The organism is Pseudomonas sp. MT3 (assembly GCF_054720805.1).
This window is the reverse complement of sequence record NZ_JBTVPY010000003.1, coordinates 242,223-256,160: the sequence shown is the minus strand read 5'-3', so window position 1 is coordinate 256,160 and position 13,938 is coordinate 242,223. Positions and strand designations below refer to the sequence as shown.

The window sequence follows — 13,938 nt, the reverse complement described above, 5'->3', positions numbered from 1 at the left end:
CGATGAAAAAGCTCGGCCACGCGCCGGGCTTTTTCGTGCCGCCCAACTGCCTTTCGCAGGAGCGGGCTTGCTCGCGAACCGCTCCGCCCCTGACAGTGCCGGCTGGGTATCGGTGAGGCAAAAGAGCTTCGCGAGCAAGCTCGCTCCTACAGGGTAACTCCGTCGCAAGACGTAGAAACGTTGGCGCGCCACAGCCGCGTGTCGATACACCCTACGTCGTCATTGCCGCCAGAGCTGGGCCTGGAGCGCCCTTGGATCAAGGCCAAATGGCGGATATCGTCGAACGTTCTCCGCCCCACGCCCAGCACCGTGCCGCTCTCGTGGGAGCGGACCTTGTCTGCGAATCGCGGGCATGGCCCGCGCCCGCTGTGAGCACCCGGAACGATGCCGCCCCGACAAGGCGGGGCGGCGCGTACAGCAGCCAAAGGATCAGCCGGCATGCGCCAGCGGCTGTGGGTCGTACTCCCGGCGTACCTCGTGCAGCAGGTCGAGGTTGTTGTGCTGCCAGGGGTGGAAGTCGCTCTTGAAAAAGTCCAGGTACTCGCGCACCAGCGGGCGGAATACGCCGTGCTTGCCCCAGCTCCACTTCAGTCCGTCGCGCCAGACCCGCCAGTTCCACAGCAGGCCATCCTGGCGCAGCATGTGGGTGAGGCCTCGGAAGGTGTCGAGAACGAAGAAGAAGCTCGCCATCAGCATCGCCCGGCGCAGCAGCTTGCGGCTGCCGCAGACCTGGTTGTAGACGTCGAAGGCCACCGCCTTGTGCTCGGTCTCTTCCAGCGCGTGCCAACGCCACAGGCGCTGCATCACCGGGTCGGCGCCCTGCATGGTGCGCGGGTCGGTGAGCAGCCCGTTGGCCATGATCGCGGTGATGTGCTCCAGCGCGGCCGTGGCGGCCAACTGGCGCTTGGCGGGGAATTTCTTCTGGGTGTAGCGGATGCGCGCCTGGGCGCGCTTCTCGATGCGCGTGATGTCGTAGCCGAGGTCGCGCAGGCGCTGGCTGTACACCAGGTGCTCGCGGCTGTGGTGACCTTCCTGGCCGATGAAGCCACGGATCTGCTCCTTGAGCACCGGGTCGGTGATGTTCTCGCGGAAGTGCCTCACCGAGTCGATGAAGAAGCGTTCGCCGTCGGGGAACAGCACCGACATCGCGTCGAACAGATGGGACTTGAAGGCGTCGCCGCCATGCCAATGGCGCGGCAGCGGATCGGGCAGATCAAAGTCCATGTGTCGGGGCTTGATTTCCAATCCCGCGGGGGTGGTGCTGGCCATGACGACTCCGTTGTTGTGGTTGTCCATGAGTCAGTACTGTGGCCTTGTGGGAAAAGCCTCACAAGGTTATTGTCTGCCAACTTTCCGGTCATATCCGGCCAGCGGTCAACACAAGAAAAACGATGAAACAACCGCTCAATTTCACCGCCGAACTGGTGCCCGTCGCCTATGCGCAGGCGCTGCTCGACCTTGCCGAGGAACTGGGCGTGCCCCGCGCGCGCCTGTTCGAACTGGCTCGAGTGCGCTCCGAGGTGTTGCAAAGCCCCAACGGCCGCCTGTCCTTCATCGACTTCAACCTGCTCGCCGGCACCGCGCTGACGCACTGCGGCGAACCGGCCTTCGGCCTGCTCCTGGGGCAGCGGCTGAACGTCTCCACCCACGGCATCCTCGGCTACGCGGTGCTCTCCAGCGCCAACCTCGAACGCGCCATCGGCTTCGCCCTGAAGTACTACCGCGTGCTCGGCCTGGCGTACGACCTGGAAATGGTGGAAGACGAGGGTGTCTCCGTCCTGCGGGCCAGCGAGTCGATCCCGCTCGGGCCGATGGGCCGCTTCGCCGCCGAAGGCCTGATGACCAGCCTGTACACCATCGCCCGCTTCCTCGTCGGCGAACCGCTGCAGGGCGTCAGTGTCGGCTTCGGCCATGCCGCGCCGGCCTATGCCGGGCGCTACGCCGAGGTGTTCGGCTGCGAGGTGTCGTTCGACCAGCCGTTCCACTTCATCGGCCTGCCCAGCGAATACCTGGCGCGCCCGATGGCGCTGGCCAACCCGGCCACCGTGCAGATGTGCGAACAGCAATGCGAGGCGCTGCTGGCCACGCTGGACGTGCAGGAAGGTCTGTTGACCCGCATCCGCCGCTTGTTGCTGGCGCGCCCCGGCGAGTTTCCCGACCTGGAAACCGTGGCCGGCGAGTTGCACACCAGCGGGCGTAGCCTGCGTCGACATCTTTCGAACCTGGGGACGACCTATCAGGAAGTGCTCGATGACGTACGCAAGCGCCTGGCCTTGCAGTACCTCACCACCACCCACCTGCCGCTCTACGAAATCGCGCTGTTGCTGGGTTTCAACGACCCGTCGAACTTCCGCCGCGCCTTCCGCAAGTGGACCGGCAAGCTGCCCACCGACTACCGCCGCGACGGGTGATGCCCGGCTCGCCAGGTCGGGTGGAATCGGCGAAAATGCCGGTCCGCCCAAGCCATCGAGTGACCCCGTGATGAGTGAGCAACCCGCGCTGATCCGCGAAACCTTCCCCGTTGGGCCTTTGCAGTGCAACTGCACCATCATCGGCGACCCGCTGACGAAGAAGGCCATCGTCGTCGATCCGGGCGGCGACCACGAACTGATCCTGCAGCGCCTCGACGCGCTGGGGCTGAAGGTGGTCAGCATCATCCACACCCATGCGCACCTGGATCACTTCCTCGCCTCCGGGCAGATGAAGGAGAAGACCGGCGCGACCCTGCACCTGCACAAGGACGACCAGTTCCTCTGGGATAACCTGGAGATGCAGTGCCGCATGTTCGGCGTCCCCTACACGCCGGTGCCTTCGCCGGACCAGTGGCTGGCCGACGACGAGGCGCTGGCCTGCGGCTGCGGCGTGGCATTGCACACGCCGGGGCATACGCCGGGCTCCATGAGCTTCTGGTTCCCGCAGGACAAGCTGCTGATCGCCGGCGATACCCTGTTCCGCCGCAGCATCGGCCGCACCGACCTGTGGGGCGGCGACTACGCCACGATCGAGCGCTCGATCCGCGATCGCCTGTACTCGCTGGACGAAGAGGCGACCGTAGTCACCGGCCACGGTCCGGACACCAACCTGGGCGACGAGATGCGGGAAAACCCCTTCATCCGCGCTTAAGGTTGCTGCGGAATTATTTGCACGATCTACGCTCTAACCAGCCGCCCGCTAATGGGTGTTTCGCTATTTCAAGGAGTCATCCGACATGTTCACCGCTCGTAGTCTGTCCATGGTTGCGGCTGCCACCGCCTTCGCCCTCATGGCCGGTTGCGCCTCTCAGAACCCCTATGACCCCAACACCCAGGCCCCGCCGGCCGAGGGTGGCATGAGCAAGACCGCCAAGTACGGTGCGCTGGGCGCACTGGCCGGCGCCGTCGCCGGTGCCGCGATCAACCACGACAACCGTGGCAAGGGCGCGATGATCGGCGCCGCCGCCATCGGTGCCGCCGCCGCCGGCTACGGCTACTACGCCGACAAGCAGGAAGCCAAGCTGCGCCAGCAGATGCAGGGCACCGGCGTGCAGGTCGAGCGCCAAGGCGATGACATCAAGCTGATCATGCCGGGCAACATCACCTTCGCCACCGACTCGGCGAACATCGCGCCGTCCTTCTACAGCCCGCTGAACAACCTGGCCAACTCCTTCAAGGAGTTCAACCAGAACAGCATCGAGATCGTCGGCTACACCGACAGCACCGGCAGCCGCCAGCACAACATGGACCTGTCCCAGCGCCGTGCGCAGTCGGTCGCGAGCTACCTGACCTCCCAGGGCGTCGACGCTTCCCGCGTGAGCACCCGTGGCATGGGCCCGGACCAGCCGATCGCGTCCAACGCCGACGCCAATGGCCGTGCGCAGAACCGCCGTGTGGAAGTGAACCTGAAGGCCCTGCCGGGCGCGCAGACCCAGCAGTACCAGCAGTAAGCGCCGCCCATGAAAAAACCCGCCGATTGGCGGGTTTTTTTGTTTCCGGGACCTCGCTGGGCGTGGGACCGAATCTGTAGCGAGCTTGCTCGCGAACCGCATGGCAAAGCGGCTCAGGTTCGCGAGCAAGCTCGCTCCTACAAGGGAAGGTCAGGCCTTGGCGGCGGGGAACTCGTGGTGCAGCTGGGCCAGCAACTGGTCCTTGCGCTCCCACAGCTGGTTCACCCACAGCTGGAACTCGGCGCGGTAGCCCTCGTCCTGGTCGTAGCTCTTGCCGACGAACTGACGGGGGATTTCCATCTCTTCGAAACGCACCACCACCGAGCGCAGCTTGCCCGACAGCAGGCACCAGAAGGTCGGGCGGCCGTCGGGGTAGTGGATGGTGACGTTAACCAGGGTGCGCAGCTGCTCGCCCATGGCGTCGAGGACGAAGGCGATGCCGCCGGCCTTGGGCTTGAGCAGGTGCCGGAACTGGGAATTCTGCTCGTCATGCTTGGCCTGGGTGAAGCGGGTGCCTTCGAGGAAGTTGAAGATCGCCACCGGGATGCGGCTGAACTTGGCGCACGCCTTGCGGGTGGTTTCCAGGTCCTTGCCTTTCTTTTCCGGGTGTTTGGCGAGGTAGGCCTTGGTGTAGCGCTTCATGAAGGGGAAGTCGAGCGCCCACCAGCACAGACCGATCACCGGGACCCAGATCAGTTCCTGCTTGAGGAAGAAGCGCAGCAGCGGCACGCGACGGTTGAGTTGGTACTGCAGGACGAGGATGTCCACCCAACTCTGGTGGTTGCTGGTCACCAGGTACGAGTGGTCGTACTCCAGGCCCTGCAGGCCCTGCACGTTCCAGCCGGTGTCGCGGACCAGATTCATCCAGCCCTTGTTGCAGGCGATCCAGCCTTCGGCGATCAGGCTCATGACTTTGCCGAGCAGCATCTGGGCCGCGTTGAAGGGCAGCAGCAGCTTGATGATCGACATGGAGAGCAGCGGAATGCACCAGCACAGCGTGCTCACCACCAGGATCAGGGTGGCGAGGATGCCGCGCAGGGTGTGCGGGAGGAAACTCAACATCGAGGAATGGTCCTTGTACGTAGGCGCCCGGTCGGCCGGGCGCGTGATGCGTTCGTGGGCACATCCCTCGTGCCGGGTTTATCAGCCGTCCTTGCCGTTGTCCGCCTGGATCGCCGTCAGGGCGATGGTGTAGACGATGTCGTCCACCAGTGCGCCGCGCGACAGGTCGTTCACCGGTTTGCGCAAACCCTGCAGCATCGGTCCGATGCTGACGCAGTCAGCACTGCGCTGGACGGCCTTGTAGGTGGTGTTCCCGGTGTTCAGGTCGGGGAACACGAACACGTTGGCGCGCCCGGCCACCGGGCTGTCGGGCGCCTTCTGGCGACCGACGCTGGCGATGGCGGCGGCATCATACTGCAAGGGGCCATCAATCAACAGATCGGGGCGTTTTTCCCGCGCGATGCGTGTTGCTTCGCGGACTTTCTCGACATCTGCGCCGGTTCCGGAGTCGCCGGTGGAGTAGCTGATCATCGCCACCCGCGGGGTGATGCCGAAGGCTTGCGCGGAATCGGCACTTTGCAGGGCGATCTCCGCCAGGTCACTGGCCGAAGGGTCGGGATTCACCGCGCAGTCGCCATAGACCACCACCTGGTCGGGCAGCAGCATGAAGAAGATCGAGGACACCAGATTGTAGCCGGGCGCGGTCTTGATCAGTTGCAGGGCCGGGCGGATGGTGTTGGCGGTGGTGTGGATGGCGCCGGAAACCAGGCCGTCCACTTCGTTCAGGGCGAGCATGACGGTGCCCAGCACCACGTTGTCTTCCAACTGCTGCTCGGCCATCGGCGCGTTCAGGCTCTTGCCCTTGCGCAGTTCGACCATCGGCTCGACGTAGCGGCTGCGCACCAGGTCCGGGTCGACGATCTCCAGGTCCTCGGGCAGCACGATGCCGAGCATCTGCGCCACGGCCTGCACGTCGTCGGGCTTGGCCAGCAGCACGCAGCGGGCGATTCCGCGCGCATGGCAGATCGAGGCCGCCTGCACGGTGCGCGGCTCGCTGCCCTCGGGCAGGACGATGCGCTTGCCCGCGCGGTTGGCGCGCTGGGTCAACTGGTAGCGGAACACCGGCGGCGACAGGCGCAGCTCGTGGGGCGCACCGCAGCGGTCCTTGAGCCATTCGAAGTCGATGTGCTCGGCGACGAACTCGGTGACGCGCTCGGCGCGCTCGCGGTCGTCCACCGGGATTTCCTTGTTCATCCGGGTGAGGTCGCCGGCGGTGTCGAAGGAGCCGGTCCTCACCGTCAGCACCGGCAGGCCGCTGTGCAGGGCGCTGCGGCACAGCTCCATGATCCGCGCATCCGGTGTCAGGCCGGAACAGAGCAGCAGGCCGGCCAGCGGCACGCCGTTCATGGCGGCGAGGCAGGCGGCGAGGATGATGTCGTCGCGGTCGCCCGGCACCACCACCAGCACGCCGGGCTTGAGCAGGTGCACGGTGTTCGGCGCCGAGGGCGCGCAGAGGATGATCTTCTGTACGCGACGCTGTTCGTAGTCGCCGGCGTTGAGCACGCTGGCGTCCAGCAGGTCGGCCACGTCGCGGGTGCGCGGGGCGTTCATTTCGTCCTGCCACGGGATGCAGCCGAGCAGGCGCACGTCGCCATCGCGCAGCAGCGGGGAGTGTTCCTTCAGGCGCTCGCCGAACAGCCGCGCGGCTTCCTCGGCGGCACGCGGCATGTCGTCGCTCTCGCCGCCGCGCACCTTGTTCACGATCAGGCCGGCCAGGTGCGGGTCGCGCGGGCCGCCGAACAGTTGGGCGAGGATCTCGATGCGGTCGGACAGCTCGCTCACCGTCTCGTTGTCCGGCGCAGAGACCAGGATCACCTCGGCATCCACGCTGCGCGCCATATGGCTGTTGATACGCGCGGCATAGCTGGCGTGCTTGGTCGGCACCATGCCCTCGACGATCATCACGTCCTTGTCTAGCGCCGCTTTGTTGTACATCCCGACGATCTCTTCCAGCAGTTCGTCGAGCAGGCCGTCGCCGAGCATGCGCTCGACCTTGGCCAGGGACAGCGGGGTAGGGGCATTGAGGCCGTGGGTGCGCGCGACCAGTTCGCTGGAGCGCTCCGGGCCGTCGTCGCCGGCATGGGGCTGGGCAATGGGCTTGAAGAAGCCGACTTTCAGGCCGGCGCGTTGCAGGGCGCGGATCAGGCCCAGGCTGGTGGAAGTCAGGCCGACGCCGAAACCGGTCGGCGCGAGGAAGAAGGTGTGCATCCGGGCTCCTTAAGCCGTGCGGGAGTGGGAGTTGCCCTTGTGGGGCACAACCGGTGAATCTTCAGTCGAGTACGGCCAGGGTGTCGAGTGCGATCTGCTTTTCCTCGTTGGTGGGGATCACCAGCACGCGGGGATGGCCCGGCAGGTGGATCGGCCCGCCGACGCCGCGCACGCAGCGGGCGTTGGCTTCGCCGTCGAGCTCCAGGTTGAGCACATGCAGGTGCTTGACCGTCAGGTTGCGCACCAGCGCCGAGTTCTCGCCGATGCCGCCGGTGAAGATGATGCCGTCCAGCCGCGGCAGCGCACAGGTCAGCGAGGCCAGGGACTTGGCCAATCGGTAACAGAATACTTCGATGGCCAGCGCCGCATTGGCGTGGCCCTGCTCGCGGGCATGCTCCAGGGTGCGCATGTCGTTGGACAGTCCCGACAGGCCGAGCAGGCCGCTGTCATGGTTGAGCATGTGGTCGATCTTCTCCAGGCTCCAGCCCAGGGTGCGCGCCAGGTGGCTGTGCAGGTTCGGGTCGACGTCGCCGGAGCGGGTGCCCATCATCAGCCCTTCCAGCGGGGTCAGGCCCATGCTGGTGTCGCGGCTCTGGCCGTTGGCGATGGCGCAGGTGGAGCTGCCGTTGCCCAGGTGCGCGGACAGCCAGTAGCTGTCGCCCACTGCCAGCCCGCTCATCTCGGCCGCCTTGTGGCTGACATAGCGATGGCTGGTGCCGTGGAAACCGTAGCGGCGCACATGCTGCTCGCGGTACAGCGGCTCGGGGATGGCGTAGCGGTAGGCGCGCTCGGGCAGGCTCTGGTGGAAGGCGGTGTCGAACACGGCGATGTGCGGCAGGTCCGGGTAGAGCGCCAGGGCGGCGTCGATGCCCACCAGGTTCGCCGGATTATGCAGCGGGGCCAGGGGCGAGGTTTCGCGGATCGCGCTGAGCACTTCGTCGGTCAGGCGCGAGGCCTGGGTGAAGCGTTCGCCGCCGTGCACCACGCGGTGGCCGATGGCGTGCAGCTCGCCCTGGGCGGCTTCGTTCACCAGCGGCAGCAGGCGGGCGAGGGCGGCCTTGTGGTCGGCGCCGGGCAGCTCCAGGGTCTGCGGCTGCTCGTCCGTCTCGCCCTGCCAGCGCAGGCTGGCGCCGTTGGCGCCGAGGCGCTCGGCCAGGCCGTGGAGAATGAAATCATCGCGCCCCTCTCGAACCAGAGCGAACTTGATCGACGAACTGCCGCAGTTGATCACCAGGATATTGCGTGCCGGCATGCCTACTCCTTGTTGCTGTCGGATTCCTTGGCGCACCAGCCACAGGGGAACCAGCGGCCGATCTGCGCCTTGCGCTGTTGCGCGTCCAGCACCCAGGGCCTGGATTGCCACGGTGGCTGGTGGCGCAGGTGCTGGGTGTGGCCGCAGGACAAGACTGCCACCCAGTGGCCGTCTTCGTCCTGATGAAAGTCAAGCAGGCGCGGCGGGGCCGCGTCATCCCGTCCGTCCGTCTTCGGGTCGCATTCGGGGACGTCGCCGCGTAAACTTACGCGCTCAACTTCTATATCAGATAGGTTTCGAACCATGCAGATCGCGGCCAACAAGGCGGTTTCCATCGACTATACCCTGACCAACGACGCAGGTGAGGTCATCGACAGCTCCGCTGGCGGCGCTCCGCTGGTCTACCTGCACGGTGCCCACAACATCATCGGCGGCCTGGAAAAGGCCCTGGAAGGCAAGCAGGTCGGTGACGAGCTGGACGTGACCGTCGAGCCGGCCGACGCCTACGGCGAGTACAGCGCCGAGCTGGTCGCCACCCTGACCCGTGAAATGTTCGAAGGCGTGGACGAGCTGGAAGTCGGCATGCAGTTCCACGCTTCCGCTCCGGACGGCGGCATGCAGATCGTTACCATCCGCGACATCGAGGGCGATGACGTGATCGTCGACGGCAACCACCCGCTGGCCGGCCAGCGCCTGAACTTCAAGGTGAAGGTGGTCAACGTGCGCGACGCTTCCGCCGAAGAAGTCGCCCACGGCCACATCCACGGCGAAGGTGGTCACCACCACTGATCGCATTCGCCGGTCGGGTACGACCGGTGGAGCCATCATTGAGCTGCTACGCTCAATCGTGAAAGGCGCCTTAGGGCGCCTTTCTCATGCAGTCCGCTTCAACAGCAAAGAATGCCAGGGCATTTTTCCCGTATCGACTGGGATTGTGCAGAGCGACGGACGCGCTGTCCGCCCCTGCGCGGGCACGTTGTGCCTACTTCTTCAAGGAGCAAGCAATGAGCGCTTTTCACGATCTGACGCTGGAAGGTCTCGACGGCCAGGATCTGCCGCTGTCCCCGCTCAAGGGCAAGGTCGTGCTAGTGGTCAACGTCGCCTCGAAGTGCGGCCTGACCCCGCAGTACGCCGGTCTGGAGAAGCTCTACCAGCAATACAAGGACCAGGGTTTCGTGGTCCTCGGCCTGCCGTGCAACCAGTTCGCCGGGCAGGAGCCGGGTAGCGAAGCCGAGATCCAGTCGTTCTGTTCGCTGAACTACGGGGTCAGTTTCCCGATGTCTTCCAAGCTGGACGTCAACGGTTCGGAACGCCATCCGCTGTACCGGCTGCTGGCCGGCGAGGGCGCCGAGTTCCCCGGCGACATCACCTGGAATTTCGAAAAATTCCTGCTCGGCCCGGACGGCCGCGTGCTGGTGCGCTTCAGTCCGCGCACCGCGCCGGATGATCCTGCACTGGTTCAGGCCATCGAGAAGGCGCTGGGCGCCTGACTCGCTGCGGCGGGAGAGGGCGCTTGCGCCAATCCCGCCGGCATTTCTCCCTCTCGACTTGTTCCGTGCAGTGCGTGACGGCTTAATTGGGGCGACCTGCCCGAGGAGCCAGTCATGAGCCGTTTTGCCGCCGAGTCGTCCTGCCTGCCTGCCACGCCCGATGCGCTGCGCGTGTTGATCGAACAGCGCCGCGCGGTGCGACGCTTCCTTGACGAACCCGTGCCGGATGCCGTGCTGCGCGACTGCCTGGAACAGGCGGTGCTCGCGCCCAATGCCTGCAACCTGCAGCCGTGGAGCTTCCAGGTGATCCGCGATCCGGCGCTGCGCCGGAAACTGGTGCCGGTCTGCCTGGGGCAGAATGCGGCGCGCACGGCGCCGGTGCTGATCGCCGTGCTGGCGCGGCCGGATACCTGGCGTGAGTCCTGCGCCGCGATCCTCGAGCAATGGCCGGAGCCGCAGGTGCCGGAGAAAGTGCGGGAGTTCTATCGACGTACCGCACCCTTCCAGTACAACCAGGGTGTGCTTGGCTGGCGCGGGCTGTTCAAGCGCGTGCTGTTCTCGGTGCTCGGCCTGCGCCGTGCGCTGATGCGCCAGCCCAACAGCCACGCCGAGATGCGCCTGTGGGCGGTGAAATCCACCGCGCTGGCGGCGCAGAACCTGATGCTCGCCCTGCAGAGCCACGGCTATGCGACCTGCCCGATGGAGGGCTTCGACGACGTGCGGCTGCGCAAGGTGCTGCCGATGCCCCGCCGCGCGGTGCCGATCATGCTGCTGGCGGTGGGCCGCGCCGCCGACAACGGTGTCTACAACTCGCGCCTGCGCTTCCCGCTGGAACAGCGCGTCAGCTGGCACTGATCGCGACGAGGCGGAACCTCCGCTAACGCAGCGGTGGTTTGGGAGGATGATCACCACGATCAATGATGCTGGGAAAAACGAGACGACCGGTCATATTCTCGTGCCCCATGAACAGCATCCGACTCGACAAGCGTGACCTGATCCTCGCCAAGGGCTCCCTGGCGATGACCCGTTGCGGCTACCACGGCACCGGCGTGCAGGACATCGTCCAGGCCGCCGGCATCCCCAAGGGCTCCTTCTACCACTACTTCGAGAGCAAGGAAGACTTCGCCCTGCAGGCCCTGGAGCATCTGTACGCACCGCGCCTGGCCCGCTACGCCGAGGCGCTGGGCAACCCGGCACTGGGCCCGCGTGCGCGCATCCTTACCTATTACCGCGAACTGCTGGCGCATTTCGCCCGCCAGGAGAAGCTCGAATACCACTGCTTCATCGGCAGCCTGAGCTTCGAGATGGCCGAGCTGTCGCCGGCCATCGCCGAACGGGTCGACGGCATCCTCCAGCAGTCCATCGACACCCTGCGCGGTTGCCTCGACGAGGCCCGGCACGCCGGGGAGCTGCCGGCAGCGGAGAACGTCGAGCACCTGGCCGAGTTCATCGGCAACGCCTGGCAGGGCGTGCTGGCGCGGATGAAAGTCAGTGCCTCGCTCAAACCGGTGGAGCGCTTTATCGAACGCCTGGAGCACCTGCTTCAGGCCTGATCTGCCTGAGTCATCATTTTCTTTTCCAAAAAAGCGAGACGACCGGTCGCCTGGTCGTCATGGAGACCTCAATGACCGCATCCGTAGACACCCTGTTCTCGCCCTTCCGCCTGGGCGGCCTGGAACTGCCCACGCGCATCGTGATGGCGCCGATGACCCGCAACTTCAGCCCGGGCGGCGTGCCTCACGCGCAGGTGGTCGAGTACTACCGACGCCGTGCCGCCGCCGGCGTCGGCCTGATCGTCACCGAGGGCACCACGGTCAACCACAAGGCCGCCAACGGTTACCCGAACGTGCCGCGGTTCTACGGTGAAGACGCCCTGGCCGGCTGGAAGCAGGTGGTCGATGCGGTGCACGCCGAAGGCGGCAAGATCGTCCCGCAACTCTGGCACGTCGGCGCCGTGCGCCGCCTGGGCACCGAGCCGGACGCCAGCGTCCCCGGCTATGGCCCCAGCGGCAAGGTCAAGGACGGCACCGTGCTGGTCCATGAAATGACCAGGGAAGATACCCAGGAAGTCATCGCCGCCTTCGCCCAGGCCGCCCGCGACGCCAAGGCCATCGGCATGGACGGCGTGGAAATCCACGGCGCCCACGGCTACCTGATCGACCAGTTCTTCTGGGACGGCAGCAACAAGCGTACCGACGAATACGGTGGCAGCCTGGCCAACCGTTCGCGCTTCGCCATCGAGCTGATCCAGGCCGTGCGCGCGGCTGTCGGCCCCGACTACCCGATCATCTTCCGCTTCTCCCAGTGGAAGCAGCAGGACTACAGCGCCCGCCTGGTGCAGACTGCCGAGGAACTGGAAGCCTTCCTCAAGCCGCTGTCGGATGCCGGGGTGGACATCTTCCACTGCTCCACCCGCCGCTTCTGGATTCCCGAGTTCGAAGGCTCCGACCTCAACCTGGCCGGCTGGACCCGCCAGCTCACCGGCAAGCCGACCATCACCGTCGGTAACGTCGGCCTGGATGGCAGCGAGTTCCTCGCCTTCTTCGGCAACACCGAGGAAGTCGCGCAGCCGTCGGGTATCGACGGGCTGCTGGAGCGCCTGAACAAGGAAGAGTTCGACCTGGTGGCCGTCGGTCGCGCCCTGCTGGTCGACCCGGACTGGGCAGTGAAAGTGCGTGACGGCCGCCTGGAGGACATCAAGCCCTTCAGCCGCGATGCGCTGATGTCGCTGGCCTGATTCGCGAATGTGAAAAGCCCCTGGCGCCGATGGTGCCAGGGGTTTTTGGCTTTTCGTAGGAGCGAGCTTGCTCGCGAACCAACCTCCGCTGCGGGGCATGTTCGCGAGCAAGCTCGCTCCTACAAATGGTGTCTCGTTTATGGCGCGGTATTGATGATCTGAATGATCTGAAAACCCCGTCCTAGGCGTTTACAAAACTTTTCCGAGACCCACCTTTCCGCATGCTGACTTCATAGTCCGAAACGGGCATTGTATGACCGCGTTCACACAACAATAGGCCGGGATACGGCCATAGGAGTAAGCCATGAGGATCGGCTTGGTGGTCGATGCAACCTGCGACCTGCCCCCCGAGTTTCTCGCCGCCCACAACATTCGTGTCCTGCCCATCGGTATTCGCCTGGGGGAGCGGCGCATCGTCGATGATCGCGATCCCGACACCACCTTGCGGTTCTATTCGCAGGACCTGCCCAAGGTCGGCCCGGAGGACGGCAGCGAACCGCTGACGCCGGCGCAGACCCACGACTGGTTCCTGGAGCAACTGGTCACCGATTTCGATTATGTCATCTGCCTGACCGTCACCCGCCAGCGCAGCCCGATCTTCGAGCATGCCACCCAGGCCTCCTTCAGCCTGCTGCAGAGCTACAAGGAGCGCCGCGCTGCCGCCGGCATCGCCGGGCCCTTTGCGCTGCGGGTGATCGACAGCCATACGGTGTTCGCCGGCCTTGCCGTGCTGGCCGCCGAGGGCGCGCGCCTGCTCGGCGAGGACCAGCACCCCAATGCCGTGCGCACGCGCCTGGAGCAGCTCAGCCAGCAGATGAACACCTTCCTGGTTGCCAGCGACCTAGGACATATCCGCCGCCGCGGCTTCCAGAAGGGTGACCGCAGCAGCATCGGCGACCGCCTGCGCGGTGCCTTCCTCGGCCTGGGCTCGATGCTCGACATGAAACCGGTGCTGAGCTTGGTACAGGGCGAGGACAAGCCGGTGTCGGTGTCGCCCAACTACGAGAAATCTGCCGAGCGCCTGCTCAACTTCGCCCGTGCGCGGGTCGAGGCGGGCGAGCTGCTGGCGCCGCAGATGTGCCTGAGCTATGCCGGCGACCCTTCCGCGCTGCGCGACCTGCCCGGTTTCGCCGCGCTGGAAGCGGCCTGCCAGGCCAAGGGCGTGCAGGTGCACCTGGCGATGCTCAGCCCCACCGGTGGCATCAACCTGGGCGCCGGCGCCATGAGCCTGTCGTTCGCGGCGGAGCCCAAGCCCTTCGCCTGAGCC

At 65.9% G+C, this 13,938-nt stretch carries 14 protein-coding genes; 9 read left to right on the top strand and 5 right to left on the bottom strand.

Annotated elements, in window-relative coordinates; translation table 11 throughout:
• Positions 1-429 precede the first annotated feature (429 nt).
• Complete coding sequence (locus ACYCAX_RS04705) at positions 430-1,269, bottom strand: metal-dependent hydrolase (RefSeq protein WP_015478732.1); 840 nt, start codon at positions 1,267-1,269, stop codon at positions 430-432.
• A 122-nt stretch (positions 1,270-1,391) separates the two neighbouring features.
• On the opposite strand from ACYCAX_RS04705, the gene ACYCAX_RS04700 reads away from it, so the two are divergent.
• From ACYCAX_RS04700 to ACYCAX_RS04690, 3 genes are all read left to right on the top strand, one after another.
• Positions 1,392-2,411, top strand: coding sequence for an AraC family transcriptional regulator (locus tag ACYCAX_RS04700; protein WP_460247489.1), 1,020 nt, complete (start codon positions 1,392-1,394; stop codon positions 2,409-2,411).
• Between the two features lie 70 nt (positions 2,412-2,481).
• A complete protein-coding gene (locus ACYCAX_RS04695) occupies positions 2,482-3,123 on the top strand; it encodes an MBL fold metallo-hydrolase (RefSeq protein ID WP_015478730.1) in 642 nt (213 codons plus the stop codon).
• 85 nt (positions 3,124-3,208) lie between these two features.
• Complete coding sequence (locus tag ACYCAX_RS04690; protein ID WP_015478729.1) at positions 3,209-3,922, top strand: OmpA family protein; 714 nt, start codon at positions 3,209-3,211, stop codon at positions 3,920-3,922.
• A gap of 150 nt (positions 3,923-4,072) precedes the next feature.
• Here the strand turns inward: ACYCAX_RS04690 and ACYCAX_RS04685 are convergent, their stop codons facing one another.
• The 4 genes from ACYCAX_RS04685 to ACYCAX_RS04670 form a co-directional block, all read right to left on the bottom strand.
• Positions 4,073-4,984 carry an acyltransferase gene (locus tag ACYCAX_RS04685; RefSeq protein ID WP_015478728.1) on the bottom strand — a complete coding sequence of 304 codons (912 nt, stop codon included), beginning with the start codon at positions 4,982-4,984 and terminating at the stop codon, positions 4,073-4,075.
• Positions 4,985-5,065: 81 nt separating this feature from the next.
• Positions 5,066-7,192, bottom strand: a complete 2,127-nt coding sequence (pta, locus tag ACYCAX_RS04680) for a phosphate acetyltransferase (RefSeq protein WP_015478727.1) — start codon at positions 7,190-7,192, stop codon at positions 5,066-5,068.
• A 61-nt stretch (positions 7,193-7,253) separates the two neighbouring features.
• Positions 7,254-8,444 carry an acetate kinase gene (locus ACYCAX_RS04675; protein WP_015478726.1) on the bottom strand — a complete coding sequence of 397 codons (1,191 nt, stop codon included), beginning with the start codon at positions 8,442-8,444 and terminating at the stop codon, positions 7,254-7,256.
• 2 nt (positions 8,445-8,446) lie between these two features.
• On the bottom strand, positions 8,447-8,779 hold the full coding sequence (locus tag ACYCAX_RS04670; protein ID WP_294977116.1) for a DUF3565 domain-containing protein: 333 nt from the start codon (positions 8,777-8,779) through the stop codon (positions 8,447-8,449).
• Here ACYCAX_RS04670 and ACYCAX_RS04665 point away from each other — a divergent pair.
• The 6 genes from ACYCAX_RS04665 (at position 8,748) to ACYCAX_RS04640 (ending at position 13,935) form a co-directional block, all read left to right on the top strand.
• Positions 8,748-9,233, top strand: a complete 486-nt coding sequence (locus ACYCAX_RS04665; protein WP_015478724.1) for an FKBP-type peptidyl-prolyl cis-trans isomerase — start codon at positions 8,748-8,750, stop codon at positions 9,231-9,233. The two genes, ACYCAX_RS04670 and ACYCAX_RS04665, sit on opposite strands and share 32 nt — an antisense overlap.
• A gap of 215 nt (positions 9,234-9,448) precedes the next feature.
• Positions 9,449-9,934: a glutathione peroxidase gene (locus ACYCAX_RS04660; protein WP_015478723.1), complete on the top strand. Its 486-nt coding sequence runs from the start codon at positions 9,449-9,451 to the stop codon at positions 9,932-9,934.
• 114 nt (positions 9,935-10,048) lie between these two features.
• On the top strand, positions 10,049-10,789 hold the full coding sequence (locus ACYCAX_RS04655) for a nitroreductase family protein (protein ID WP_294977119.1): 741 nt from the start codon (positions 10,049-10,051) through the stop codon (positions 10,787-10,789).
• A 107-nt stretch (positions 10,790-10,896) separates the two neighbouring features.
• Complete coding sequence (locus ACYCAX_RS04650; protein ID WP_015478721.1) at positions 10,897-11,487, top strand: TetR/AcrR family transcriptional regulator; 591 nt, start codon at positions 10,897-10,899, stop codon at positions 11,485-11,487.
• 71 nt (positions 11,488-11,558) lie between these two features.
• On the top strand, positions 11,559-12,671 hold the full coding sequence (locus ACYCAX_RS04645; protein WP_460247488.1) for an NADH:flavin oxidoreductase: 1,113 nt from the start codon (positions 11,559-11,561) through the stop codon (positions 12,669-12,671).
• Positions 12,672-12,975: 304 nt separating this feature from the next.
• Positions 12,976-13,935 carry a DegV family protein gene (locus ACYCAX_RS04640; protein WP_294977126.1) on the top strand — a complete coding sequence of 320 codons (960 nt, stop codon included), beginning with the start codon at positions 12,976-12,978 and terminating at the stop codon, positions 13,933-13,935.
• Positions 13,936-13,938 lie beyond the last annotated feature (3 nt).

Bases quoted from the DNA above. Each gene is read 5' to 3' on its own strand.
- ACYCAX_RS04650 (WP_015478721.1), top strand. From the start codon at position 10,897: ATGAACAGCATCCGACTCGACAAGCGTGACCTGATCCTCGCCAAGGGC.
- ACYCAX_RS04655 (WP_294977119.1), top strand. From the start codon at position 10,049: ATGAGCCGTTTTGCCGCCGAGTCGTCCTGCCTGCCTGCCACGCCCGAT.
- ACYCAX_RS04685 (WP_015478728.1), bottom strand. From the start codon at position 4,984: ATGTTGAGTTTCCTCCCGCACACCCTGCGCGGCATCCTCGCCACCCTG.
- ACYCAX_RS04660 (WP_015478723.1), top strand. From the start codon at position 9,449: ATGAGCGCTTTTCACGATCTGACGCTGGAAGGTCTCGACGGCCAGGAT.
- ACYCAX_RS04695 (WP_015478730.1), top strand. From the start codon at position 2,482: ATGAGTGAGCAACCCGCGCTGATCCGCGAAACCTTCCCCGTTGGGCCT.
- ACYCAX_RS04690 (WP_015478729.1), top strand. From the start codon at position 3,209: ATGTTCACCGCTCGTAGTCTGTCCATGGTTGCGGCTGCCACCGCCTTC.
- ACYCAX_RS04705 (WP_015478732.1), bottom strand. From the start codon at position 1,269: ATGGCCAGCACCACCCCCGCGGGATTGGAAATCAAGCCCCGACACATG.
- ACYCAX_RS04645 (WP_460247488.1), top strand. From the start codon at position 11,559: ATGACCGCATCCGTAGACACCCTGTTCTCGCCCTTCCGCCTGGGCGGC.
- ACYCAX_RS04665 (WP_015478724.1), top strand. From the start codon at position 8,748: ATGCAGATCGCGGCCAACAAGGCGGTTTCCATCGACTATACCCTGACC.
- ACYCAX_RS04675 (WP_015478726.1), bottom strand. From the start codon at position 8,444: ATGCCGGCACGCAATATCCTGGTGATCAACTGCGGCAGTTCGTCGATC.
- ACYCAX_RS04640 (WP_294977126.1), top strand. From the start codon at position 12,976: ATGAGGATCGGCTTGGTGGTCGATGCAACCTGCGACCTGCCCCCCGAG.
- pta (WP_015478727.1), bottom strand. From the start codon at position 7,192: ATGCACACCTTCTTCCTCGCGCCGACCGGTTTCGGCGTCGGCCTGACT.
- ACYCAX_RS04670 (WP_294977116.1), bottom strand. From the start codon at position 8,779: ATGGAAACCGCCTTGTTGGCCGCGATCTGCATGGTTCGAAACCTATCT.
- ACYCAX_RS04700 (WP_460247489.1), top strand. From the start codon at position 1,392: ATGAAACAACCGCTCAATTTCACCGCCGAACTGGTGCCCGTCGCCTAT.